A 23988-nucleotide genomic window follows, 5' to 3' on the forward strand; every position below is an offset into this window, starting at 1 on the left:
TCATTCTTAGTGATAATATTATGCTGTCTCTTTTGTGGTGGTATATATTAAAAAAATAGTTCTATTAAATAATATATAATTATAGCGTTAAGAGGGGATTTAATGATGAGCAGTAAAACACACTGAATATTAGATACTCTCTAACATTCAGTGTTACTAAATATAAATTTTAGTTTATGCGGAAATTAAGCCACAGGTTGCAGCTGTAAACTTTGGCTTGGTTCGCCAATTGGCAGCACAGTACGACCATATTGTTCGTTCAGCACTTCAGCCATGGCCAGATAAATTGCACTGGCACCGCAAATAATCCCTTCGAAGCCAGCAAAGACCAGCAATGAATGGTTACCGGTGAAATTGCCCACGGCCAGTAGCGCAAATAGCAGTGTCAGACTGCCGAAAACAAACTGCAAGGCGCGGTTAGCAGGTAAGGTGCCGAAGAACATAAATAGTGTAAAGATGCCCCACAGACCTAAATAAACGCCGAGGAATTGTGCATCAGTTGCCTCCGCCAGACCCATTTTAGGCAACATCAGTAAGCCAACCAGACTCAGCCAGAATGCGCCATATGAGGTAAAGGCGGTTGCGGCAAAGGTATTCCCCTTTTTGTACTCCAACAAACCGGCCAAAATTTGTGCCAGACCGCCGTAAAAAATCCCCATACTCAGAATGACAGAGGTCAGGGGAAAGAAGCCTGCGTTGTGCAGGTTAAGCAAGACGGTAGTCATCCCAAAGCCCATTAGGCCTAATGGGCCAGGATTCGCCAACTTGGTGGTGTTCATAAGTCCTCTGCAAATTTGGTATAATTATTTAAATAAATATAAAGCGCCTGAATGACCAAAAAGTGGCCTATTCCGTCAGTGCGCGCGGCATCATAATGATCCGCGCGGTAGGAAACAATGATCTCGAGGGTGATAAAAAGTAATTTTTTTTCATCTCCCCCCTTGATGCTGCGTTTCCTGGCCCCATCTTATTCCCAACCGCAGGAGCTAATCGTGGATCAGCGGAGACATGCATCAACAGAACGTTGGGCGTGAAAACATTGATTAAGAAAATACGGGCAGTTGAAAATAAGCAATCCGCCCACATATAGATTAGTAACTTGACCGAATATGACTTTTTAGTGGAGGCGTTTTAGATGGGTAAAATTATTGGTATCGACTTGGGTACTACCAACTCTTGTGTAGCTATTATGGATGGTACAAAAGCGCGTGTGCTGGAGAACAGCGAAGGCGACCGTACTACACCTTCTATCATCGCTTATACCCAAGATGGTGAAATTCTGGTTGGTCAACCTGCTAAACGTCAGGCTATCACTAACCCACAAAATACACTGTTTGCTATCAAACGTTTGATTGGCCGTCGTTTCCAGGATGAAGAAGCACAGCGCGATAAAGATATCATGCCGTACAAAATCGTGGCAGCTGACAATGGTGATGCCTGGATTGAAGTTAAAGGCCAGAAAGTTGCACCACCGCAGATCTCTGCTGAAGTGCTGAAAAAAATGAAGAAAACAGCTGAAGATTTTCTGGGCGAACCAGTCACTGAAGCTGTTATCACTGTACCGGCGTACTTCAACGATGCTCAGCGTCAGGCAACGAAAGATGCGGGCCGTATCGCAGGTCTGGAAGTAAAACGTATCATCAACGAACCGACTGCTGCGGCTCTGGCCTACGGTCTGGACAAAGAGATGGGTAACCGCACTATCGCGGTTTATGACCTCGGTGGTGGTACTTTCGATATCTCTATTATCGAAATCGATGACGTTGATGGCGAAAAAACCTTCGAAGTTCTGGCAACCAACGGTGATACCCATTTGGGGGGTGAAGACTTCGATAGCCGCTTGATCAACTATTTGGTTGATGAATTCAAGAAAGACCAAGGTATGGATCTGCGTACTGATCCACTGGCAATGCAGCGCCTGAAAGAAGCCGCTGAAAAAGCAAAAATTGAGCTATCTTCAGCTCAACAGACCGACGTCAACCTGCCGTACATCACGGCTGATGGTAGCGGTCCAAAACATATGAACATCAAAGTGACCCGCGCTAAATTGGAGTCACTGGTAGAAGATCTGGTCAACCGTTCTATTGAACCACTGAAAGTGGCTCTGCAGGATGCTGGCTTGTCTGTTTCCGATATTCAGGATGTTATCCTGGTGGGTGGTCAGACTCGTATGCCAATGGTTCAGAAGAAAGTAGCTGATTTCTTCGGTAAAGAACCACGTAAAGACGTGAACCCAGATGAAGCTGTAGCGATTGGTGCGGCAGTGCAGGGTGGTGTTCTGTCTGGTGAAGTGAAAGACGTTCTGTTGTTGGACGTGACTCCACTGTCACTGGGTATTGAAACTATGGGTGGTGTCATGACACCGCTTATTACCAAAAACACCACCATCCCAACTAAGCACAGCCAGGTGTTCTCTACTGCAGAAGATAACCAGTCTGCGGTAACCATCCATGTGCTACAGGGTGAACGTAAACGTGCTCAGGATAACAAATCTCTGGGTCAGTTCAATCTGGATGGTATTCAGGCGGCACCGCGTGGTATGGCGCAAATCGAAGTGACCTTCGATATCGACGCCGATGGTATTTTACATGTGTCTGCGAAAGACAAAAATACCGGTCGCGAGCAGAAGATCACCATCAAGGCATCCTCTGGTCTGAATGAGGAAGAGATCCAGAAAATGGTACGGGATGCGGAAGCTAACGCCGAAGCTGACCGTAAGTTTGAAGAGCTGGTACAGACCCGCAACCAGGCTGACCATCTGATTCACGGTACACGTAAACAGTTGGAAGAAGCCGGTGATAAACTGCCAGCAGAAGACAAAACAACCATTGAAGATGCTTTGAAAGCGCTGGAAGCGGCTCTGAAAAGTGAAGACAAAGCTGAAATTGAAGCAAAAACTCAGGCTCTGGTGCAGGTTTCTGGCAAATTGCTGGAGATGGCTCAGCAGCAGCAAGCTGCCGCAGGCGGTGATGCTGGCGGCGATACCAGTGCCAAGAAAGAAGACGACGTTGTAGACGCCGAATTCGAAGAAGTGAAAGACAAAAAATAATCGCCCTTAAGCGGGCACAGCAGTGGTAGGCCTTACTGTTGCTGGAAACCAGCACGGGCGTCGAGGAAACTCTACGCCCGTGCACGCATGTTAAGGGTAGGAAAATAAGAGAATGGCGAAGAGAGATTATTACGAGGTTCTGGGTGTTCAAAAGAACGCCGATGAACGTGAAATCAAAAAGGCCTATAAACGCCTGGCAGTAAAGTATCATCCGGACCGTAATCAGGACGAGAACGATACCGGCGAAAACTTTAAGGAAGTTAAAGAAGCCTACGAAATTCTGACCGACCCACAAAAACGCGCAGCATATGATCAGTATGGTCATGCCGCTTTCGAACAAGGTGGCATGGGCGGCGGCGGTTTCGGTGGTGGTGGCGGTGCTGATTTTAGCGATATCTTTGGTGATGTTTTCGGCGATATATTTGGTGGTGGGCGGCGTCAGCGTGCATCCCGTGGTTCGGATCTGCGCTACAACATGGATCTGACACTGGAAGAAGCGGTACGCGGTGTAACTAAAGAGATCCGCATCCCAACGCTAAATGAGTGTGACGTTTGCCATGGTAGCGGTGCTAAACCGGGAAGCTCTCCGGTCACCTGTTCGACTTGCCGTGGTGCGGGTCAGGTGCATATGCGCCAAGGGTTCTTTACCGTACAGCAGGCATGTCCTACTTGTCATGGTAATGGCCAAATCATTAAAGATCCGTGCAACAAGTGTCATGGGCATGGTCGCGTTGAGAAATCAAAAACGCTGTCGGTCAAGATCCCGGCTGGTGTTGATACCGGTGACCGCATTCGCTTAACGGGCGAAGGTGAAGCGGGTGAGCACGGTGCACCAGCAGGCGATTTATATGTTCAGGTGCAGGTCAAAGCGCACCCAATCTTCGAGCGCGAAGGCAACAATCTGTATTGTGAAGTGCCAATTAACTTTGCAATGGCAGCCTTGGGTGGCGAGATTGAAGTTCCAACGCTAGATGGTCGCGTTAAGCTGAAAGTGCCTGCGGAAACCCAGACTGGCAAGCTGTTCCGTATGCGTGGCAAAGGTGTTAAATCCGTTCGTGGCGGGAGTCAAGGTGATTTGTTATGTCGCGTCGTGGTTGAAACACCAGTCCATCTGAGCGAAAAGCAGAAACAGCTACTGCGCGAACTGGAGGAGAGTTTTGTCGGCGCTGCGGGTGAGAAAAATAGCCCCCGCTCTAAAAGCTTCCTCGATGGCGTGAAAAAATTCTTTGATGATTTAACCCGTTAATAAGTAGCTTAGCCTGTGAGTTATGCAGCTTAAGCCACCAACAGCACAATGCCGATCAATTAAGGATAAGCCCAAAGCTCCTTAGTTGGTCGGCATTGCGCTTTATGGCTGATTTGATGCTGAAATCGATTCATTTAAGTTATTTGTCATGATGTGTTGCCGCATTATGGCACGCCCATCCATGCGTTTTGTGACACCCCGAACCATAGATTTTCTCTCTATCGCGAACATATATCAGCAGATACTTTGCGCTTTAGTCGCAAATTAATGTGATTGATATGGCAATCAGATCGGTAATTCCGAGTAATCTTTGCTATAAAAACGACTTTTTACGAGCTAATAATTAGCCTAGAATTTATAGATTATTTGCCAGCCACTGTGGCTGGTTTTTCTGTCCGATGTAGGGAGTATTCATTGTGACAAACATGATTCGTCAATTTTTGCGCCAAGAGGCTGCGGGCGGCCTGATTCTAATCTTTGCCGCCATCGTGGCCCTATTTATGGCTAATACCCAGCTTCAAGGGATTTATCAATCATTTCTTGATGTGCCGGTATCAGTAAAAATTGCGTCGCTGGATATCAGTAAGCCGCTATTGTTGTGGATTAACGATGGCTTAATGGCGGTATTCTTTCTTGTTGTTGGCTTGGAAGTTAAGCGCGAGCTGATGGAAGGTTCATTGGCCGGCCGTGATAAAGCGGTTTTTCCGGCGATTGCGGCCTTGGGCGGCATGTTGGCACCTGCCCTGATCTATTTACTGTTTAATGGGGCGGATGAAGTCACTCGCCAAGGCTGGGCAATTCCGGCCGCAACGGATATCGCCTTTGCCCTTGGTGTCATGGCGCTTTTGGGGAACCGCGTACCGACCAGTCTGAAAGTGTTTTTACTGGCACTGGCAATTATTGATGATCTGGGTGTCATCATTATTATTGCGCTGTTTTATACCCATGAGGTTTCGGTGCAAGCCTTGGGGATCGCCGCTGCGGCCATTGCGCTACTGGGCTACATGAACTGGCGTGGCGTCGGGAAAACTTCTGCCTATTTGCTGGTGGGGTTGGTGCTGTGGGTCTGCATTCTTAAGTCAGGCGTACATGCAACCTTAGCTGGAGTCATTGTTGGCTTTATGATCCCGCTACATACCAAAAATAAGCATTCACCTTCTGAATCGCTGGAACATGGTTTGCACCCGTGGGTGGCTTATTTGATTCTGCCACTATTTGCTTTTGCCAATGCAGGGGTTTCGCTACAGGGGGTCTCTCTCTCCGGGCTGACATCGTTACTGCCCTTAGGGATCGCGAGTGGTCTGTTTATTGGTAAGCCACTGGGGATTTTCATCTTTAGTTGGCTCGCGGTTAAGTTAGGGATTGCTAAACTGCCCGATGCGATAAACTTTAAGCAGATTTTCGCCGTTTCAGTGCTCTGTGGTATCGGCTTTACAATGTCGATATTTATTGCTTCACTGGCGTTTGAAGGCGCGGATCTTGCTCTGACCACCTATTCCAAACTGGGGATATTGCTAGGTTCGACCGCTGCAGCGATTGTGGGTTACAGCTTGTTGCGCCTGGTGCTTCCGGCGAATAAAAAAAGCAGCTAAAGAGTCCAATGTAATAGCTACCCAATGTATTGGTATTGCCGATGTCAGACAAAGGCATCGGCAGTTTTACTTGATGGAATTCCTGGCTCACAGTCTGTGAAGTCTAAAACAGGGAGTGTTTTATCGTGCATGGGGCCATACCTGGCTTCGCGATATGTTAAGGAGATAACAACATGCGAGTGTCACATATCAATTTCAATCATCTTTACTATTTTTGGCAGGTCTGCAAGGAGGGCTCCGTTGTGGGAGCGGCCGGCGCGTTATTCCTGACGCCACAAACCATTACCGGCCAAATTAAAGCCTTGGAAGAGCGGCTGGGCGGTAAACTGTTTAAGCGCCAGGGGCGAGGTTTAGTGCCGTCGGAGTTGGGGCAATTGGTCTTCCGCTATGCCGATAAAATGTTCATGCTCAGCCATGAAATGCTGGATATTGTTAACTATCGCAAAGAGTCCAATCTGCTCTTCGACGTGGGTGTTGCCGATGCTTTATCCAAGCGCTTGGTGAGCCAGGTGCTGGAAACGGCGGTAGTTGATAATGAAAAAATTCATCTGCGCTGTTTCGAATCAACCCATGAGATGCTGCTCGAGCAGTTAAGCCAGCATAAGCTGGATATGATTCTGTCAGATTGCCCGGTAGATTCTAGCCAGCAAGAGGGGCTGTTCTCGGTCAAACTTGGTGAATGCAGTGTAAGTTTTTATTGCCGTCAACCTATCCCAGATTTATCTTTCCCAGCCTGTTTGCAACAGAAACCGCTGTTGATCCCCGGGCGCCGTTCCATGCTTGGGCGCAAATTACTGAACTGGATTAACAGCAAAGGGCTACAAGTAGAAATTTTGGGGGAGTTTGATGATGCAGCGCTGATGAACGCTTTTGCTATCTATAACAATGCCATTTTTGTCGCACCCACAATTTACGCTGCTGATACTTATGCCAAAGATGATCAAATTGTTGAAATTGGCCGACTGGATAATGTGCAGGAAGAGTATTACGTCATTTTTGCTGAACGGATGATCCAACATCCAGCAGTACAGCGGGTATGTAATAAAGATTTTTCAGCCCTTTTTACCGGCTAATGAATGGTTTTGGTGATTGAGTGGCTAAAATATGCGCTATTTGGTGATGGCACTATTGTTCTGCTGGCGGTGAGGTAGTGAAACAGTGGGATGATAGCCAAACGATGGACATAAAAAAACCGGCCTAGGCCGGTCTTTTTACTAAGCAACCAACATAATGCATTACTGCATTGCGTTGATTTGCGCGACTAAGTTTGACTTATGACGTGCTGCTTTGTTTTTGTGGATCAGACCTTTACAGGACTGACGATCCACGATTGGTTGCATTTCATTAAATGCTTTTTGCGCTGCGTCTTTATCGCCAGCTGCAATTGCCGCATACACCTTCTTAATGAAGGTACGCACCATTGAGCGACGGCTAGCGTTATGCTTGCGGCGTTTCTCAGACTGTACGGCGCGTTTCTTAGCTGATTTGATATTAGCCAAGGTCCAACTCCCAAATATATTCTATTGAGGACAATTCAAAGGCCGAGGAATATGCCCTTTTAGCCTTCGTTTGTCAATGGATTTGTGCAAATAAGCGCCGTTTGTACGGGCGGCACTTGCTACGTTGTGATGGAGCGGGATTTTACCAGCTTCGCGCTGTGGAATACAGTCTTTCGAAAGAAAATTCCACAGTTCACTGCCTCGAAGGGATTCGACGGTGGTTCTTGTAAAAATCTCAGCCTGCTTCTGTATTCAACGGCGAGCGTATTCTACAGGATAAAGTCAGTAAAAGGGATTTTACCTGCATAATATTGGCAAAATGGTATGACTTTCGATTAAAGGTGCCAATCGCGGGTTAACCTTAACCGCTGTACAAGGTATAATCCGGCGATTTCCACTGTTTTGAGCCAGCTATGGAGCTAATTCGCGGTATACATAATATCCGGGCACGCCACCATGGTTGCGTGCTAACTATCGGTAACTTTGATGGTGTCCATCGCGGACATCAAGCCCTATTGGAGCAGTTAAAGCGCGAAGGTCAGCGTTTAGGGCTGCCCGTTATGGTCATGATATTTGAACCGCAACCACTGGAATTGTTTGCAGCGGACAAAGCACCAGCACGGCTGACGCGCTTGCGTGATAAAGCTCGATATCTGGCCGAAGCGGGTGTTGACTACTTATTGTGCGTTAAATTTGATCCGCGTTTTGCAGCGAATACTGCGCAAGCTTTCGTTGCTCAGTTGCTGGTAGAGAAGTTGGGTGTTAAGTTTTTAACGGTTGGCGATGATTTCCGCTTTGGCGCAGAGCGTCAGGGGGATTTTCAGCTGTTACAACAGGCGGGGGCTGAATTTGGCTTTGATGTCATCAGCACTGACAGCTTCTGTGACAGCGGGTTACGCATTAGCAGCACCGCGATTCGTCAGGCGCTTCATGATGACGATCTGGTGCAGGCTGAGGTGTTACTTGGTCACCCGTACAGTATTTCTGGCCGTGTGGTTCACGGTGATGAACTGGGGCGGACGATTGGCTTCCCCACGGCGAATTTGCCGTTAAAACGTTTAGTCGCTCCGGTAAAAGGAGTGTATGCGGTTGATGTTTATGGCTTGGGTCCAGAGCCATTGCCCGGTGTTGCCAATATTGGCACCCGGCCTACTGTTGCCGGTGTTCGCCAGCAGCTAGAGGTTCATCTGCTTGATGTCACAATGGATCTTTATGGGCGTCATATTGATGTGGTGCTCCGCGCAAAACTGCGCAATGAACAGCGTTTTGCTTCGCTCGATGCCCTGAAGCAGCAAATCGCCAATGATGTGGTGACGGCCCGAACATTTTTCGGGCTAAAGACACCGGTTTAATATTTCTAGCCGAAACGGAACCGAGAATCTAATGAGTGACTACAAGAATACCCTGAATTTACCTGAAACAGGGTTCCCGATGCGCGGCGATCTGGCTAAGCGTGAACCTGACATGCTGAAACGTTGGTATGAGCAGGATCTGTATGGGATTGTTCGTACGGCCAAGAAAGGTAAAAAGACCTTTATTTTGCACGACGGCCCTCCTTATGCGAACGGCAACATTCACATTGGTCACTCTGTTAACAAAATTCTCAAAGATATTATTGTTAAATCGAAAGGAATGGCTGGCTACGACTCACCTTATATCCCAGGTTGGGACTGCCACGGTCTGCCGATCGAGTTAAAAGTTGAGCAGCTAATTGGTAAGCCGGGCGAGAAAGTTAGTGCCGCGGAGTTCCGTGCTGCCTGCCGCAAATATGCGGCTGAACAGGTTGAAGGCCAGAAAGCGGACTTTATCCGCCTGGGCGTATTGGGCGATTGGGACCATCCCTATTTGACGATGGATTTCAAAACCGAAGCCAATATCATTCGTGCGTTAAGCAAAATCATTGATAACGGCCACCTGCACAAAGGCGCGAAGCCGGTACATTGGTGTACTGATTGCGGCTCCTCATTGGCTGAAGCTGAAGTTGAATATTACGACAAAACCTCACCTTCTATTGATGTGCGTTTTAATGCCGTCGATGCTGCCGCCGTGAGTGCAAAATTTGGCGCAACTCAGGTCAACGGCCCAATTTCACTGGTTATCTGGACTACCACGCCATGGACCCTGCCCGCCAACCGTGCAATTTCGCTGAATGCTGAGTACATCTATCAACTGGTGCAGGTTGACGGCGAATGCCTGATTCTGGCGGAAGATCTGGTTGAGAGTGTTATGAAGCGCGCCGGTATCGCTGAATGGGCGGTGTTGGGAAGCTGCAAAGGCGCTGATCTCGAACTGCTGCGCTTTAACCATCCGTTTATGGGCTTTGACGTCCCGGCGATTTTAGGCGATCACGTAACACTGGATGCCGGTACTGGCGCGGTGCACACGGCCCCAGGCCATGGCCCAGATGACTTTGTTATCGGTCAAAAATATGGTTTGGAAGTGGCGAATCCGGTTGGCCCGAACGGCTGCTATTTGGCGGGGACTTATCCAACGCTAGATGGTCTGTTTGTGTTTAAAGCCAACGATGTGATCGTTGAGCTGCTGCGCGAGAAAGGCGCACTGCTGAAAGTTGAAAAACTGGTCCACAGCTACCCATGCTGCTGGCGTCACAAAACGCCAATTATCTTCCGTGCTACGCCACAATGGTTTATCAGCATGGATCAGAAAGGTTTGCGTAAGCAGTCACTGGAAGAGATCAAAGGTGTGCAGTGGATCCCAGATTGGGGCCAGGCGCGTATCGAAACCATGGTGGCTAATCGCCCAGATTGGTGTATTTCGCGCCAGCGTACTTGGGGCGTGCCGATGTCTCTGTTTGTGCACAAAGAGACCGAAGCACTTCACCCGCGCAGCACTGAGCTGATGGAAGAAGTGGCCAAACGTGTTGAGCAAGACGGTATTCAAGCATGGTGGGATCTGGATCTTGCTGAGATTTTAGGTGCCGATGCTGCCGATTACACCAAAGTGCCAGACACGCTAGACGTCTGGTTTGACTCAGGTTCAACTCACTCTTCGGTGGTTGACGTGCGCCCAGAGTTTGGTGGTCATAGCCCAGATATGTATCTGGAAGGTTCTGACCAGCACCGTGGTTGGTTTATGTCGTCACTGATGATTGCAACCGCGATGAAGGGCAAAGCGCCTTATCGTCAGGTGCTGACTCACGGCTTCACCGTTGATGGTCAGGGCCGTAAAATGTCCAAATCCATCGGCAACACCATCAGCCCGCAAGATGTGATGAACAAACTGGGTGGCGACATTCTGCGCTTGTGGGTGGCATCGACTGACTATACCGGCGAAATCGCTGTTTCTGACGAAATTCTGAAACGTTCCGCTGACTCCTATCGCCGTATCCGTAACACCGCGCGCTTCTTGCTGGCTAACCTGAATGGTTTTGATCCAGCGCAGCATCAGGTGAAACCCGAAGAGATGGTGGTGGTAGATCGCTGGGCCGTGGGCCGTGCTCAAGCCGCTCAAGCCGAGATCATGGCAGCGTATGAAAATTATGATTTCCACTTGGTGGTACAGCGATTGATGCAGTTCTGTTCGGTTGAGATGGGCTCCTTCTATCTGGATATCATCAAAGACCGCCAGTACACCGCGAAAGGCGACAGCGTTGCCCGCCGTAGCTGCCAGACTGCGCTATTCCATATCGCCGAAGCATTGGTTCGCTGGATGGCACCAATCATGTCCTTCACTGCAGACGAGATCTGGAATCAACTGCCAGGGGAACGTCCGCAATACGTCTTCACTGAAGAGTGGTATGACGGGCTGTTCGGATTGGCGGGCGACGAGAGCATGAACGATACTTTCTGGGCCGAGCTGTTGAAAGTCCGTGGCGAAGTGAACAAAGTCTTAGAGCAAGCCCGTAGCGATAAACGTATCGGCGGTTCTCTGGAAGCCGCAGTGACCCTATACGCAGAGTCTGAATTGGCTGCACGTTTGAACAGTTTGCAGGACGAATTGCGCTTTGTGTTACTGACCTCTGCTGCGAAAGTCGCAGATTATGCCGAAGCAGGTGATGATGCGCTGCAAAGTGAACTGATTGCAGGGCTGAAAATTACCTTTAATAAAGCTGACGGTGAGAAGTGCCCACGTTGCTGGCACTACACTCAAGACGTCGGTTTGGTAGCGGAACATGCTGAGCTGTGCGGCCGCTGTGTCACTAACGTTGCCGGTGACGGTGAAGAGCGTAAATTTGCCTAATGAGTAAGCCAATTTGTTCGACCGGATTGCGCTGGCTATGGCTGGCGGTGCTGGTGGTGATTTTGGATCTTGGCAGCAAACAGTGGGTCATGACCCACTTTGCGCTGTATGAATCTATGCCACTGATTCCTTTTTTCAATATGACTTACGCACAGAATTATGGCGCGGCATTTAGCTTCCTGGCGGACAAAAGTGGCTGGCAGCGCTGGTTCTTTGCTGGGATAGCCATCGGCATCTCAGTTATATTGATGGTGATGATGTATCGCTCAACAGCAAAACAACGCCTGATAAACTGTGCATACGCATTAATTATCGGTGGTGCACTCGGCAACTTATTTGACCGCTTAGTGCATGGCGCAGTGAACGACTTCATCGATTTTTACGTCAATAACTGGCATTTCCCGACGTTCAATCTAGCTGATGTCGCGATCTGCATTGGTGCTGCGTTGGTGATATTTGAAGGCTTCTTGAGTCCGGCTGATAAAACGGCGATTGATAAAGGTGAGTGATATGTCCGAAGTTGTACAAGGCTATCAGGTACAAGACAGCAGTGCTGTACTGGTGCACTTTACTCTGAAGCTGGAAGATGGCTCCACGGCTGAATCAACCCATATTCACGGGAAGCCTGCGCTGTTTCGTTTAGGTGATGATAGTCTTTCTGACGCGCTAGAGCAGCAGCTGATTGGTTTGAAAGTGGGTGCTAAGCACACTTTCACTTTACAACCTGAAGATGCGTTTGGCTTAGAAAGTCCTGATCTGGTTCAGTATTTTACTCAGCGTGACTTTGCGCTAACCGGGGTGCCAGATGCTGGTACCATCATGCTGTTTACCGCTCGCGATGGCAGTGAAATGCCAGGTGTGGTGCGAGAGGTGGCAGAAGAGTCCATTACTGTTGATTTTAATCACCCGTTGGCAGGGCATGTCGTCAGCTTTGAAATTGAAGTGCTGGAGATTGACCCCCAACAGGAGGCTATCCATGCAGATATTGCTGGCTAATCCACGCGGCTTTTGCGCAGGCGTTGATCGGGCTATCAGTATTGTTGAGCGTGCTATCGAGATGTATGGCGCGCCAATTTATGTGCGGCATGAAGTGGTCCATAACCGCTATGTGGTTGATAGCCTGCGTGAGCGCGGGGCTATCTTTATCGAAGAGATCTCTGAGGTGCCCGATGGCTCCATTCTGATTTTCTCGGCCCATGGCGTTTCGCAGGCCGTTCGCGCAGAAGCCCGTGAGCGTAAGTTGACGATGCTGTTTGATGCGACCTGCCCGTTGGTGACTAAGGTGCACATGGAGGTTGCGCGCGCCAGTCGTAAAGGTAAAGAAGCTATCCTGATAGGCCACGCAGGTCATCCAGAAGTCGAAGGGACGATGGGGCAATACAGTAACCCGAAAGGGGGGATGTATCTGGTTGAGTCACCGGATGATGTCTGGGGGCTGAATGTAAAAGACGAGAATAATCTGTGCTTTATGACACAGACGACCTTGTCTGTCGACGACACCTCTGCGGTTATCGATGCCTTACATAAACGTTTTCCGAAGATTGTTGGCCCGCGTAAAGATGATATCTGCTACGCCACTACCAACCGGCAAGAAGCGGTGCGGAATTTGGCGAATGATGCCGATCTGGTGCTGGTGGTTGGCTCGAAAAACTCATCTAACTCCAACCGTTTAGCCGAACTGGCACAGCGCATGGGGAAACCGGCCTACCTGATTGACTCTGCGGTTGATATCCAAGAGTCATGGTTGCTGGGAGCGGCGCGGATTGGTGTCACGGCAGGTGCCTCGGCCCCGGATATACTGGTACAGCAAGTGATTGCTCGCCTGCAAGCACTCGGCGCCGGCGGCTCCATTGAACTTAGTGGCCGCGAAGAGAGTATTGTCTTCGAAGTTCCCAAAGAATTACGTGTTGATATTAAACAGATCGATTAACCTCACTTTTAATTTCTCAGCATGTATTCGTTAAGTGATATCAGCAGCCCTCAGTGGCTGCTTTTTTTATCGGCAAAACGGCATTTTTATTATGGTGGCAAGGTAGATCCAGCAGAACCCATAATCGTGAGCGATGGAATATATTGCGCCTTAACTGAATGAATATGCGGAATAACACCAAAATGGCAGACTAAGCGCTATGGCATTGAGGCCAGATGAGTTGGGCGCTGCTGAAGTGAGATCAATTGGCGCTATTTAAGCCGCTAAGTGGTATTGCTGATAAAAGTGAACGTATATCATTTTTTTCTAATACAGATTAAATAGACTGGCAGAGTCCATAGCGGGCGGCTAATCTGAACTCTTGTCAGGGTAGATGACACAACATTAGGAGCAATCATGACCAATTCAACTATTCGTATCGCTGTTGTCGGCGCGGGTGGCCGTATGGGCCGGCAACTTATTCAGGCAATTACCCAGACAGATGGCGTTGTGTTGGGGGCAGCAGTTGAGCGCGTCGGCTCCACTTTGGTCGGCAGTGACGCTGGTGAGTTGGCCGGAACAGGCTTGCTAGGTATTGCTGTAAGTGATGATTTATTAAGTGTAATTGACCATTTTGATGTGTTGATCGATTTTACTCGCCCAGAAGGTACGCTGGTACATTTAGCCATTTGCCGTCAGCACCGCAAAGCGATGGTTATCGGCACAACTGGCTTTGATGATGCAGGTAAGGCGGCCATCAGTGCAGCGGCAGCTGATATTGGCATTGTCTTCGCGGCCAACTTCAGTGTTGGGGTGAATGTAGTGCTCAAGTTGCTCGAAAAAGCAGCAAAAGTGATGGGCGACTACACCGATATCGAGATTATTGAAGCGCACCACAGACACAAAGTTGATGCGCCTTCAGGGACGGCTCTTGCCATGGGCGAAGCTATTGCCGATTCATTGGGCTGGTCACTAAAAGATCATGCAGTCTATAGTCGTGAAGGTCATACCGGTGAGCGTAAACCCGGCACGATAGGCTTTGCGACGGTGCGGGCTGGCGATATCGTTGGTGAACATACCGCGATGTTTGCTGACATTGGCGAGCGGGTTGAAATCACACATAAAGCAACCAGCCGCATGACATTTGCCAATGGTGCAGTTAAGTCTGCGATTTGGGTGTCTGAGCATGATAATGGTCAGTTTGATATGCGAGATGTACTGAATTTGAATCAACTTTAAAGGTGTAAAGCACAGCCAGTGATGTGGTTGTTTTTATCATAATCATTTGATAATAGGGCAATATTTTATTGTCCTTTTTTATTTTCTAATTAAATAGAGTGTTTTGTCAGTTATTCATTATGTAATATCTGTTTTTTCATGTTTTCATCTGATTTCCTATCTTTTTATCCTCTCATTAGGCACTGGTACTGATTTTTATCTCCCCAGAAGGATATTTTCCAGTCACTTACCCTCGCAACCGTTTACTATGTTAAGTTAGCATCTGTTTTTGTCGCTATAACCCACTATTTTTGATGAGAACGGCAAAAAATAGAGAAGAAGTGGCATTTTGGCTAGACAAGAGCATCACTCATCATTAAAATGCGCCCAATTTGCCAAAAATTAGCTTTGAGGGCGGTTTTTGCATTGATTTAGATCGCTAGATGTGAATTAATATGCAAATAATGTGACTGTTTATTCCTTGGAGGGTGTTTTGATTAAGTCAGCGCTATTGGTTCTCGAAGACGGAACCCAATTTCACGGTCGGGCCATCGGGGCAGAGGGTACGGCAGAGGGTACGGCAGTGGGGGAAGTGGTCTTCAATACGTCGATGACCGGTTATCAAGAAATCCTCACTGATCCTTCCTACTCCCGCCAGATCGTTACTCTTACTTATCCTCATATCGGCAATGTCGGCACTAATGCCTCCGATGAAGAATCCTCCGCAGTACACGCCCAAGGTCTTGTTATTCGTGACCTGCCATTGATCGCCAGCAACTACCGCAGTGAAGAAGGCTTAGCTGAGTATCTCAAACGTCACAACATTGTGGCGATTGCTGATATCGATACCCGCAAGCTGACCCGGTTGCTGCGTGAGAAAGGTGCGCAAAACGGCTGCATTATTGTGGGTGACTTATCTGATGCCGCTTTGGCGTTGGAAAAAGCGAAAGCCTTCCCCGGTTTGAAAGGGATGGATTTGGCGAAAGAAGTGACCACCAAGGATAGCTATAAGTGGCTGCAAGGCAGTTGGACACTGGAAGATGATCTGCCTGCAGCGCAGCAGCCAGAAGATTTGCCCTTCCACGTCGTGGCTTACGATTACGGTGTGAAACGCAATATCCTGCGTATGCTGGTCGATCGCGGTTGCCGCCTGACGGTGGTTCCGGCGCAAACCCCGGCTTCAGAGGTTCTGAAGCTGAATCCAGATGGCATTTTCTTGTCCAACGGCCCAGGGGACCCAGAGCCATGCGACTATGCGATCGCGGCGATTAAGCGCTTCCTGGAAACCGATATCCCGGTGTTTGGTATCTGCTTAGGTCACCAATTATTGGCACTGGCCAGTGGCGCAAAAACGGTAAAAATGAAGTTTGGTCACCACGGTGGCAACCATCCAGTGAAAGATTTGGATGCAGATTGCGTGATGATTACTGCACAGAACCATGGTTTCGCAGTAGATGAAAGCACATTGCCATCCAACCTGCGTAAGACGCACGTTTCGCTATTTGATGGTTCTCTGCAAGGGATTCACCGCACCGATAAAGCAGCCTTCAGCTTCCAGGGTCACCCAGAAGCCAGCCCAGGGCCACATGATGCCGCCCCGTTGTTTGATCACTTTATTGAGCTGATTGAAGCTTATCGCGCCACCGCCGCTAGCCATACCCATAATTAATCAGGAGCGATTACCATGCCAAAACGTACAGATATAAAAAGCATCCTGATTCTGGGCGCAGGCCCTATCGTTATCGGCCAGGCTTGTGAGTTTGACTACTCCGGCGCTCAGGCTTGTAAAGCGCTGCGTGAAGAGGGTTACCGCGTCATTCTGGTGAACTCAAACCCCGCGACCATCATGACCGACCCTGAGATGGCCGATGCAACCTATATCGAGCCGATCCACTGGGAAGTGGTGCGTAAGATCATCGAAAAAGAGCGCCCAGACGCTGTTTTGCCAACCATGGGGGGGCAAACCGCACTGAACTGTGCGCTGGAACTGGAGCGCCAAGGTGTGCTGGCTGAATTTGGCGTCACCATGATTGGTGCCACCGCCGATGCCATTGATAAAGCAGAAGACCGCCGTCGCTTTGATATCGCGATGAAGAAAATTGGTCTGGATACCGCCCGCTCAGGTATTGCCCATAATATGGAAGAAGCGCTGGCCGTCGCGGCAGATGTGGGCTTCCCTTGCATCATCCGCCCCTCTTTTACCATGGGTGGCACGGGTGGCGGTATTGCTTATAACCGCGAAGAGTTTGAAGAAATTTGTGAGCGCGGCCTGGATTTGTCGCCAACTAAAGAGTTGCTGATCGATGAGTCACTGATTGGCTGGAAAGAGTATGAGATGGAAGTTGTTCGCGATAAAAACGACAACTGTATCATCGTCTGCGCCATCGAAAACTTCGATGCCATGGGTATCCATACCGGTGACTCCATCACTGTCGCCCCTGCCCAAACACTGACCGATAAAGAGTATCAAATCATGCGTAATGCCTCGATGGCAGTACTGCGTGAAATCGGCGTAGAAACCGGTGGTTCTAACGTGCAGTTCTCGGTTAACCCGAAAAATGGCCGTTTGATTGTGATTGAAATGAATCCACGTGTCTCCCGCTCCTCCGCGCTGGCCTCTAAAGCAACGGGCTTCCCGATTGCCAAGATTGCCGCCAAACTGGCGGTGGGTTATACGCTGGATGAGTTGATGAATGACATCACTGGCGGTCGTACCCCTGCCTCCTTCGAGCCATCCATTGACTACGTTGTGACCAAGATCCCTCGCTTTAACTTCGAAAAGTTTGCCGGTGCTAATGATCGTCTGACTACGCAGATGAAATCTGTCGGTGAAGTCATGGCTATTGGCCGCACGTTGCAGGAGTCACTGCAAAAAGCGCTGCGCGGTTTGGAGGTGGGTGCAACAGGTTTTGATCCGAAAGTGAGTCTGGATGACCCCGAAGCGCTGACCAAAATTCGTCGTGAATTGAAAGAGGCGGGTTCTGATCGTATTTGGTACATCGCCGATGCCTTCCGTGCTGGGATGTCGGTTGATGGCGTTTTCAATCTGACCAACGTTGATCGCTGGTTCCTGGTGCAGATTGAAGAGCTGGTTCGCCTGGAAGAGAATGTGGCGGAGTGCGGCATTAATGGCCTGAATGCCGAGTTTATGCGCCAGTTGAAACGCAAAGGTTTTGCCGATGCTCGTCTGGCGAAATTGGTCGGCGCGGCGGAGAGCGAAGTGCGTAAACTGCGCTACAAGCATGGTCTGCATCCGGTCTACAAGCGAGTAGACACCTGTGCGGCGGAGTTCTCTACCGATACTGCCTACATGTACTCTACCTACGAGGAAGAGTGCGAATCCAACCCAACCAGTGATCGTCCGAAAGTGATGGTGCTGGGGGGCGGGCCGAACCGTATCGGCCAAGGGATTGAGTTCGACTATTGCTGCGTGCACGCCTCATTGGCGCTGCGTGAAGATGGTTACGAAACCATCATGGTGAACTGTAACCCAGAAACAGTATCAACCGACTACGACACCTCTGATCGCCTCTACTTCGAGTCAGTTACGCTGGAAGATGTGCTGGAAATCGTGCGTATCGAGAAGCCGCAGGGCGTTATCGTGCAGTATGGTGGCCAGACGCCATTGAAATTGGCCCGTGAATTGGAAGCGGCTGGTGTGCCAGTGATTGGGACTAGCCCGGATGCTATCGACCGCGCTGAAGACCGTGAACGTTTCCAACAGGCGGTTAATCGTCTGGGCCTGAAACAGCCAGCGAACGCCACGGTTGCCACGATTGAACAGGCCGTAGAGAAAGCGACCGGTCTGGGTTATCCGCTGGTGGTTCGCCCATCCTATGTCTTGGGTGGGCGCGCAATGGAGATCGTGTATGACGAAGTCGACCTGCGCCGTTACTTCCAAAATGCGGTGAGTGTCTCGAACGATGCGCCGGTGCTGTTGGACCGCTTCCTTGATGATGCGGTTGAGGTGGATGTAGATGCCATTTGCGACGGCGAGCGCGTGCTCATCGGCGGCATTATGGAACATATCGAGCAAGCTGGGGTTCACTCCGGTGACTCAGCCTGCTCATTGCCTGCCTACACCCTGAGCAAAGAGATTCAGGATGTGATGCGCCAGCAAGTAGAAAAACTGGCCTTCGAGTTGTGTGTTCGTGGCCTGATGAACGTGCAGTTTGCGGTCAAGAACAATGAAGTTTACCTGATTGAAGTTAACCCACGAGCGGCCCGTACCGTACCATTCGTCTCTAAAGCGACCGGTATGCCACTGGCAAAAATTGCCGCGCGCGTGATGGTGGGGCAGTCACTGGCTGAGCAAGGTATTACCGAAGAGATTATTCCGCCTTATTACTCGGTAAAAGAGGTGGTATTGCCGTTTAATAAATTCCCTGGTGTTGACCCGATTTTAGGGCCAGAAATGCGCTCTACCGGTGAAGTCATGGGGGTTGGCCGTACCTTCGCAGAAGCTTTCTCTAAAGCGATGCTGGGCAGTCAATCAGGCATGAAAAAGAGTGGTCGGGCGCTGTTATCGGTTCGTGAGGGTGATAAGCATCGGGTGGTTGATCTGGCGGCGAAACTGCTGAAACAGGGCTTTGAACTGGATGCGACTCACGGTACTGCGGTGGTGCTGGGCGAAGCAGGGATCAATCCGCGCTTGGTCAACAAGGTGCATGAAGGCCGTCCACACATTCAGGACCGTATTAAGAATGGCGAGTACACCTATATCGTGAATACAACGGCAGGGCGTCAGGCGATTGAAGATTCCAAACTGATCCGCCGCAGCGCTTTGCAATATAAGGTGCACTACGACACCACCTTGAATGGTGGCTTTGCAACGGCAATGGCCTTAAATGCAGACCCAACCGAACAAGTGATTTCAGTGCAAGAGATGCACGCCAAGATTAAGAATATGAAAGGCTAATTTTGGTTGTCAGAAAGGGGGCGATGGAAACATCGCCCTTTTTTATGCTTATTATTTATAAGATCGCGCTTTTTACTTGCAGATACAGTGTTTCTTATGCGCAAAAGTATTATTCATAAACGATAGTATTGTTCATAAACAACATTGGTGAAGATCAATATTCATGCGGGTTATGGGGAGTAGCTTATAGCCCGGTGGCTCACAGCCGGTTTAACTAGCTTAAAGCGACTTTGATACCCAAACCGATTAATAGCCCACCCAGTAGCTTATCGACCACTTTTTGTGCTTTTGCCAAACCACGGCGCACTGGCGCACTTTGAATCAGAATCACCAGCAGAGGCCACCAGATCACGGCCAGTACCCAGATGATTGAGGCGTACCATAGTTTTTCACCCACGCCGGAGTCTATCTGCAATATTTGAGTGAAAACGGCGAGGAAGAACAGTGTTGCTTTGGGATTCAATAAGTTGCAAAGGTATCCCTGCAAGAATGCGGCTTTCAGCGTGATGGGAGAGTATGCTGCGTTATCAATACTGAGCTTGCTCTCTCCCCGCGACAGCAGGGCTTGGATACCAATCCAAATCAAATAGCAGGCACCGGCATATTTCAGCAGATTGAATAGCCAGGGGGTGGTGGTGATAACCACGGCCAGACCCGCCACGCAGTAAGACATATGTGTGGCTACACCCAAAATGACGCCGAGTGCGGTCATCATGGCTGCAGGGCGGCGATAGCGGGCGGCGTTTTTAATGACCAGAAAAAAATCGGGGCCGGGGGAGAGCATCCCTAAGGTAGCAATAGTTGCGACGAATAATGAAGTTTCAAGCATAAGGATTACCCAGTCAGAGTGGTGCGTTCTGGCGATAATAGCGCCACTGGACTCTCCTTGCATTATCCTTATTAGTTATCTGTGATGGTTTGATTGTCGGTAGTGATGATATTGAGCACTCATCTTTTGCTCTTTTGACGGGTTTTTACTCTTTTGACGGATAGTGATGCACAAATATGAGCCTGGAGAATGTAATAAGCAGTGAAGTGCCGCATCAGCAGCAGCGGGAGATTACACGATTGTGCATCAAATGCGCTCTGCTACTGTTGCAACATGGCGCAGAAAGTATGCTGGTTGAGCAGCTATCTGCCCGTTTGGGTATCGCACTGGGAATGGACAGTGTCGAAAGCTCCATCTCAGCCAATGCGGTTGTTTTGACCACCATCAGTCAGGGTAATTGCCTGACCTCTACCCGTAAAAATGCTGACCGCGGTATCAATATGCAGGTGGTCACTGAGGTTCAGCATATTGTCATTTTGGTGGAGCATCATCTGCTGGATGCGAAGGGGGTAGATAAGCGTTTTGAGAATATCAAACCGCTGCGTTATCCGCGCTGGCTGGTGGTTGTGATGGTCGCACTGTCTTGTGGCTGCTTTAGTAAACTCAATGGCGGCGGTTGGGATGCATTTTCCATCGCCTTTATTGCCAGTGGGTTGGCGATGTTTGTGCGTCAAAGCCTGACGGCTCGCCATATGAATCCGCTGATCAATTTCTGCATCACAGCATTTGTCGCGACATCGGCATCTGGCTTATTGATGCGGCTACCCTTTTTCCATGAGGCATCCAGTGTGGCGATGGCCGCCAGTGTATTGCTCTTGGTACCCGGTTTCCCGCTGATTAATGCTGTCGCGGATATGTTCAAAGGGCATGTTAATACTGGGTTAGCACGTTGGGCGATGGCCAGTTTGCTTACTCTATCCACCTGTATTGGGGTGATATTTGCTATGGCGCTTTGGGGATTGCGGGGGTGGTCGTGAGTTTACTCTGGGCGTTACTGCAAGATATGGTGTTGGCCGCCATTCCGGCATTGGGTTTTGCGATGGTGTTTAATGTGCCGGTGCGTGCATTGCGCTATTGCGCACTACTGGGGGCAATAGGTCACGGTTCGCGCATGTTGATGGTTCATTTTGGCATGAATATCGAACTGGCTTCGTTATTGGCCTCGATTATGATTGGGGTGATCGGGATTAATTGGTCGCGCTGGCTACTGGCGCACCCCAAAGTTTTCACTGTTGCTGCTGTGATCCCAATGTTCCCCGGAATCTCTGCTTATACCGCGATGATATCAGTGGTGGAGATTTCGCATATGGGTTACACCGAGGCATTGATGTCCACTATGGTGACTAATTTCTTGAAAGCATCATTTATTGTTGGTGCGTTGTCGATTGGTTTATCTTTGCCGGGATTATGGCTATATCGCAAACGTCCTGGTGTATAAGGCTTTTTTTGTTCTCTGTTTTGGTATCGGGCTAAGAGCTGTCTTATATGTGTGATTAGCCTGCTTATCGCTATCGACGCTGGTTTCGGCTTTACGTATAGTGTGAGCAATTTTTCGGTACTGGCTCTTGTAGCCTACATACAGGGTTTAACAATGATTATCAGCCTGATCGCTGCACTGGCAGCGGATCGCGTTATCGGTATGGAAAACGCCATGCCATGGCACTTACCTGCGGATTTAGCGTGGTTCAAACGTAACACGCTAAATAAGCCGGTTATTATGGGCCGTAAAACTTTCGAATCCATTGGTCGCCCTCTACCGGGGCGCTTGAATATTGTTATCAGTAGTCAACCGGGCACTGATGACCGTGTGACCTGGGCAACCTCTATTGATGAGGCGCTCTCTTTCGCTGGTGATGCGCAAGAGGTGATGGTCATGGGGGGGGGGCGAGTCTATAACCAATTTTTAGACCGTGCCAATCGCATGTATCTAACCCATATTGATGCTGAAGTTGGTGGTGATACCCATTTCCCTGACTATGAACCAGATGAGTGGGAAAGCACATTCAGCGAGTTTCATGATGCGGACGAAGCCAACTCTCACAGCTATTGCTTCGAGATTCTGGAACGTCGCTAAAGGCTATTGCCCCTATTTAGATTTTGCAGAAAAGCTAAAATGGGCTTTGAGGTTATTGACAAAGCGCCGCTTGCGGAGAGAACAGGTAGATTGTAAAGATGCCGTCTGCCCTTTGAAAAAATATCCCCAGAGGCTTGACCCGCGCCATTCCTGGCGCGGACGCTTTACTCCCTCACCACTTTATAAGTAGTTTGGTGGATCTTCTGATGCAGCGGCAGAGTCATCAACGCCACTGGTTTCGGCTGCAACTTTAAATGCATGTTGAGTGAAATAACGTTTATCCTCCCAACGGAGCATGGTTAAGTCGCCACCCCAGCAGCAGCCCGTATCCAGCCCATAAATACCTTCCGGAACACCTTTACCTTCCAGTGATGCCCAGTGACCAAAAATAATCGAATATTCAGGATCGACAAGCCTTGGTAGTTCGAACCAAGGTTTAAGTGGGGCTGGGGCATTATCTGGCGTATCTTTGCAAATCATATCCAACTGCCCATTAGGGAAGCAGAAACGCATACGGGTCAGTGCATTGGTGCTAAAGCGCAAGCGCCCCAGCCCGGTCAATTCGGGTGACCAGTTGTTCGGCATATCACCATACATTGCATCAAGGAATAGCGGATAGCTGTCACTGCTTAATACTGATTCGACTTCACGGGCGCACATCTTGGCGGTTTCTATATCCCATTGTGGGGTGATCCCCGCGTGGGCCATGATTAATTTTAACTCGTCATCAACCTGCAAAACCGGTTGGCGACGTAGCCAATTAATCAATTCGTCAGCATCAGGTGCTTCTAGCAGCGGTGTGATACGATCTTTAGGTTTATTGCGGCTGATGCCTGCAAAGACGGCCAGTAAATGCAGATCATGGTTACCCAGAACCATACGAACCGCCGGGCCTAATGAGCGAACATAGCGTAAAACATCAAGTGAAGCTGGGCCACGGGCGACTAAATCACCGGTTAGCCACAATCTATCCTGCTGCGGATCGAAGTTTACCTGCGCCAATAGCGCAAGCAACTCATCAAGACAGCCATGCACATCGCCAATAAGATAAGTAGACATAGTTGAGGTCAGAATTAATGGATCAGGGTAGGGATCGCTAAGCGGAACACCGGAATCGCAGTACGGAAAGCCTGACCTAGGTGGTCAACCATCTCATAGTGCCCTTCCATGGTACCCAGCGGGGTCTCTAAAACAGCGCCGCTGGTATATTGAAACTCATTACCTGGCAGGATCAGCGGCTGTTCGCCGATAACCCCTTCACCCTGAACTTCAGTCTGCCGGCCATTACTATTGGTGATTAACCAATAGCGGCCCATCAGTTGCACATTTGAACGGCCTAAATTACGAATTGTCACGGTATAGGCAAAGACGAAACGTTCTTCATCAGGTATCGATTGGGTTTCCACATAGATACTTTGCACCTGTACACAAACGCGAGGCTGTTCAATCATGAT

At 49.3% G+C, this 23988-nt stretch carries 20 protein-coding genes; 15 read left to right on the forward strand and 5 right to left on the reverse strand.

The features are described from left to right. Positions 1-185: 185 nt before the first annotated feature. Positions 186-779 carry an acetate uptake transporter gene (gene satP / locus HRK25_RS09435; protein ID WP_005270641.1) on the reverse strand — a complete coding sequence of 198 codons (594 nt, stop codon included), beginning with the start codon at positions 777-779 and terminating at the stop codon, positions 186-188. A 356-nt stretch (positions 780-1135) separates the two neighbouring features. Here satP and dnaK point away from each other — a divergent pair, with 356 nt between their 5' ends. The 4 genes from dnaK (at position 1136) to nhaR (ending at position 6960) form a co-directional block, all read left to right on the forward strand. Next, positions 1136-3049 (forward strand): molecular chaperone DnaK, encoded by a 1914-nt coding sequence (dnaK, locus tag HRK25_RS09440; RefSeq protein WP_005270636.1) that lies wholly within the window; start codon positions 1136-1138, stop codon positions 3047-3049. 112 nt (positions 3050-3161) lie between these two features. Next, entirely contained in the window at positions 3162-4295 is a 1134-nt protein-coding gene (gene dnaJ, locus HRK25_RS09445) for a molecular chaperone DnaJ (RefSeq protein ID WP_004875371.1), read from the forward strand. A gap of 416 nt (positions 4296-4711) precedes the next feature. Then, positions 4712-5887: a Na+/H+ antiporter NhaA gene (nhaA, locus tag HRK25_RS09450; RefSeq protein ID WP_032896342.1), complete on the forward strand. Its 1176-nt coding sequence runs from the start codon at positions 4712-4714 to the stop codon at positions 5885-5887. A 173-nt stretch (positions 5888-6060) separates the two neighbouring features. After that, entirely contained in the window at positions 6061-6960 is a 900-nt protein-coding gene (gene nhaR / locus HRK25_RS09455) for a transcriptional activator NhaR (RefSeq protein ID WP_032896340.1), read from the forward strand. A 162-nt stretch (positions 6961-7122) separates the two neighbouring features. On the opposite strand, the gene rpsT is transcribed toward nhaR, so the two are convergent. Then, on the reverse strand, positions 7123-7386 hold the full coding sequence (gene rpsT, locus HRK25_RS09460; RefSeq protein WP_002220715.1) for a 30S ribosomal protein S20: 264 nt from the start codon (positions 7384-7386) through the stop codon (positions 7123-7125). Positions 7387-7799: 413 nt separating this feature from the next. Between rpsT and ribF the strand changes: the two genes are divergently transcribed. The 8 genes from ribF (at position 7800) to carB (ending at position 19631) form a co-directional block, all read left to right on the forward strand. Further along, on the forward strand, positions 7800-8738 hold the full coding sequence (gene ribF, locus HRK25_RS09475) for a bifunctional riboflavin kinase/FAD synthetase (RefSeq protein ID WP_032896336.1): 939 nt from the start codon (positions 7800-7802) through the stop codon (positions 8736-8738). 31 nt (positions 8739-8769) lie between these two features. Beyond that, on the forward strand, positions 8770-11586 hold the full coding sequence (gene ileS, locus HRK25_RS09480; RefSeq protein WP_005270627.1) for an isoleucine--tRNA ligase: 2817 nt from the start codon (positions 8770-8772) through the stop codon (positions 11584-11586). Continuing rightward, positions 11586-12095 carry a signal peptidase II gene (lspA, locus tag HRK25_RS09485; protein ID WP_032896334.1) on the forward strand — a complete coding sequence of 170 codons (510 nt, stop codon included), beginning with the start codon at positions 11586-11588 and terminating at the stop codon, positions 12093-12095. The genes ileS and lspA overlap by 1 nt, the downstream gene beginning before the upstream one ends. 1 nt (position 12096) lies before the next feature. Continuing rightward, on the forward strand, positions 12097-12582 hold the full coding sequence (gene fkpB / locus HRK25_RS09490; protein WP_005270622.1) for an FKBP-type peptidyl-prolyl cis-trans isomerase: 486 nt from the start codon (positions 12097-12099) through the stop codon (positions 12580-12582). Next, on the forward strand, positions 12563-13516 hold the full coding sequence (ispH, locus tag HRK25_RS09495) for a 4-hydroxy-3-methylbut-2-enyl diphosphate reductase (RefSeq protein ID WP_032896324.1): 954 nt from the start codon (positions 12563-12565) through the stop codon (positions 13514-13516). The genes fkpB and ispH overlap by 20 nt, the downstream gene beginning before the upstream one ends. A gap of 396 nt (positions 13517-13912) precedes the next feature. Then, on the forward strand, positions 13913-14734 hold the full coding sequence (gene dapB / locus HRK25_RS09500; protein ID WP_005270615.1) for a 4-hydroxy-tetrahydrodipicolinate reductase: 822 nt from the start codon (positions 13913-13915) through the stop codon (positions 14732-14734). Between the two features lie 472 nt (positions 14735-15206). Further along, positions 15207-16382 (forward strand): glutamine-hydrolyzing carbamoyl-phosphate synthase small subunit, encoded by a 1176-nt coding sequence (gene carA, locus HRK25_RS09505; protein ID WP_032896320.1) that lies wholly within the window; start codon positions 15207-15209, stop codon positions 16380-16382. Between the two features lie 15 nt (positions 16383-16397). After that, on the forward strand, positions 16398-19631 hold the full coding sequence (gene carB, locus HRK25_RS09510; protein ID WP_005270612.1) for a carbamoyl-phosphate synthase large subunit: 3234 nt from the start codon (positions 16398-16400) through the stop codon (positions 19629-19631). 214 nt (positions 19632-19845) lie between these two features. Here carB and HRK25_RS09515 read toward each other — a convergent pair whose 3' ends face one another. Then, positions 19846-20460 carry a LysE family transporter gene (locus HRK25_RS09515; RefSeq protein WP_005270610.1) on the reverse strand — a complete coding sequence of 205 codons (615 nt, stop codon included), beginning with the start codon at positions 20458-20460 and terminating at the stop codon, positions 19846-19848. A gap of 176 nt (positions 20461-20636) precedes the next feature. Here HRK25_RS09515 and HRK25_RS09520 point away from each other — a divergent pair, with 176 nt between their 5' ends. The 3 genes from HRK25_RS09520 to folA all read left to right on the forward strand — a co-directional run bounded on the left by HRK25_RS09520 (position 20637) and on the right by folA (position 22534). Then, entirely contained in the window at positions 20637-21437 is an 801-nt protein-coding gene (locus HRK25_RS09520; RefSeq protein WP_005270607.1) for a threonine/serine exporter family protein, read from the forward strand. After that, positions 21434-21898, forward strand: a complete 465-nt coding sequence (locus tag HRK25_RS09525; protein WP_032814552.1) for a threonine/serine exporter — start codon at positions 21434-21436, stop codon at positions 21896-21898. The genes HRK25_RS09520 and HRK25_RS09525 overlap by 4 nt, the downstream gene beginning before the upstream one ends. Positions 21899-22051: 153 nt before the next feature. Continuing rightward, positions 22052-22534, forward strand: coding sequence for a type 3 dihydrofolate reductase (gene folA / locus HRK25_RS09530; RefSeq protein ID WP_005270605.1), 483 nt, complete (start codon positions 22052-22054; stop codon positions 22532-22534). 180 nt (positions 22535-22714) lie between these two features. Here the strand turns inward: folA and apaH are convergent, their stop codons facing one another. Both apaH and apaG read right to left on the reverse strand, forming a co-directional pair. Beyond that, the gene (gene apaH, locus HRK25_RS09535; protein ID WP_005270602.1) at positions 22715-23593 is read right to left on the reverse strand and encodes a bis(5'-nucleosyl)-tetraphosphatase (symmetrical) ApaH; all 879 of its coding nucleotides are present in this window, start codon (positions 23591-23593) and stop codon (positions 22715-22717) included. A 14-nt stretch (positions 23594-23607) separates the two neighbouring features. Next, positions 23608-23985, reverse strand: coding sequence for a Co2+/Mg2+ efflux protein ApaG (apaG, locus tag HRK25_RS09540; protein ID WP_005270600.1), 378 nt, complete (start codon positions 23983-23985; stop codon positions 23608-23610). Positions 23986-23988: the final 3 nt, after the last annotated feature.

The sequence above is a fragment of the Yersinia bercovieri ATCC 43970 genome, from assembly GCF_013282745.1.
In the GTDB taxonomy this organism is placed as follows: Bacteria; Pseudomonadota; Gammaproteobacteria; order Enterobacterales; family Enterobacteriaceae; genus Yersinia; species Yersinia bercovieri.

Excerpts from the sequence above, each read along its gene's own strand:
- satP (WP_005270641.1), bottom strand. The coding sequence starts at position 779 with ATGAACACCACCAAGTTGGCGAATCCTGGCCCATTAGGCCTAATGGGC.
- dnaK (WP_005270636.1), top strand. The coding sequence starts at position 1,136 with ATGGGTAAAATTATTGGTATCGACTTGGGTACTACCAACTCTTGTGTA.
- dnaJ (WP_004875371.1), top strand. The coding sequence starts at position 3,162 with ATGGCGAAGAGAGATTATTACGAGGTTCTGGGTGTTCAAAAGAACGCC.
- nhaR (WP_032896340.1), top strand. The coding sequence starts at position 6,061 with ATGCGAGTGTCACATATCAATTTCAATCATCTTTACTATTTTTGGCAG.
- ribF (WP_032896336.1), top strand. The coding sequence starts at position 7,800 with ATGGAGCTAATTCGCGGTATACATAATATCCGGGCACGCCACCATGGT.
- ileS (WP_005270627.1), top strand. The coding sequence starts at position 8,770 with ATGAGTGACTACAAGAATACCCTGAATTTACCTGAAACAGGGTTCCCG.
- lspA (WP_032896334.1), top strand. The coding sequence starts at position 11,586 with ATGAGTAAGCCAATTTGTTCGACCGGATTGCGCTGGCTATGGCTGGCG.
- fkpB (WP_005270622.1), top strand. The coding sequence starts at position 12,097 with ATGTCCGAAGTTGTACAAGGCTATCAGGTACAAGACAGCAGTGCTGTA.
- ispH (WP_032896324.1), top strand. The coding sequence starts at position 12,563 with ATGCAGATATTGCTGGCTAATCCACGCGGCTTTTGCGCAGGCGTTGAT.
- dapB (WP_005270615.1), top strand. The coding sequence starts at position 13,913 with ATGACCAATTCAACTATTCGTATCGCTGTTGTCGGCGCGGGTGGCCGT.
- carB (WP_005270612.1), top strand. The coding sequence starts at position 16,398 with ATGCCAAAACGTACAGATATAAAAAGCATCCTGATTCTGGGCGCAGGC.
- HRK25_RS09515 (WP_005270610.1), bottom strand. The coding sequence starts at position 20,460 with ATGCTTGAAACTTCATTATTCGTCGCAACTATTGCTACCTTAGGGATG.
- HRK25_RS09520 (WP_005270607.1), top strand. The coding sequence starts at position 20,637 with ATGAGCCTGGAGAATGTAATAAGCAGTGAAGTGCCGCATCAGCAGCAG.
- folA (WP_005270605.1), top strand. The coding sequence starts at position 22,052 with ATGATTATCAGCCTGATCGCTGCACTGGCAGCGGATCGCGTTATCGGT.
- apaH (WP_005270602.1), bottom strand. The coding sequence starts at position 23,593 with ATGTCTACTTATCTTATTGGCGATGTGCATGGCTGTCTTGATGAGTTG.
- apaG (WP_005270600.1), bottom strand. The coding sequence starts at position 23,985 with ATGATTGAACAGCCTCGCGTTTGTGTACAGGTGCAAAGTATCTATGTG.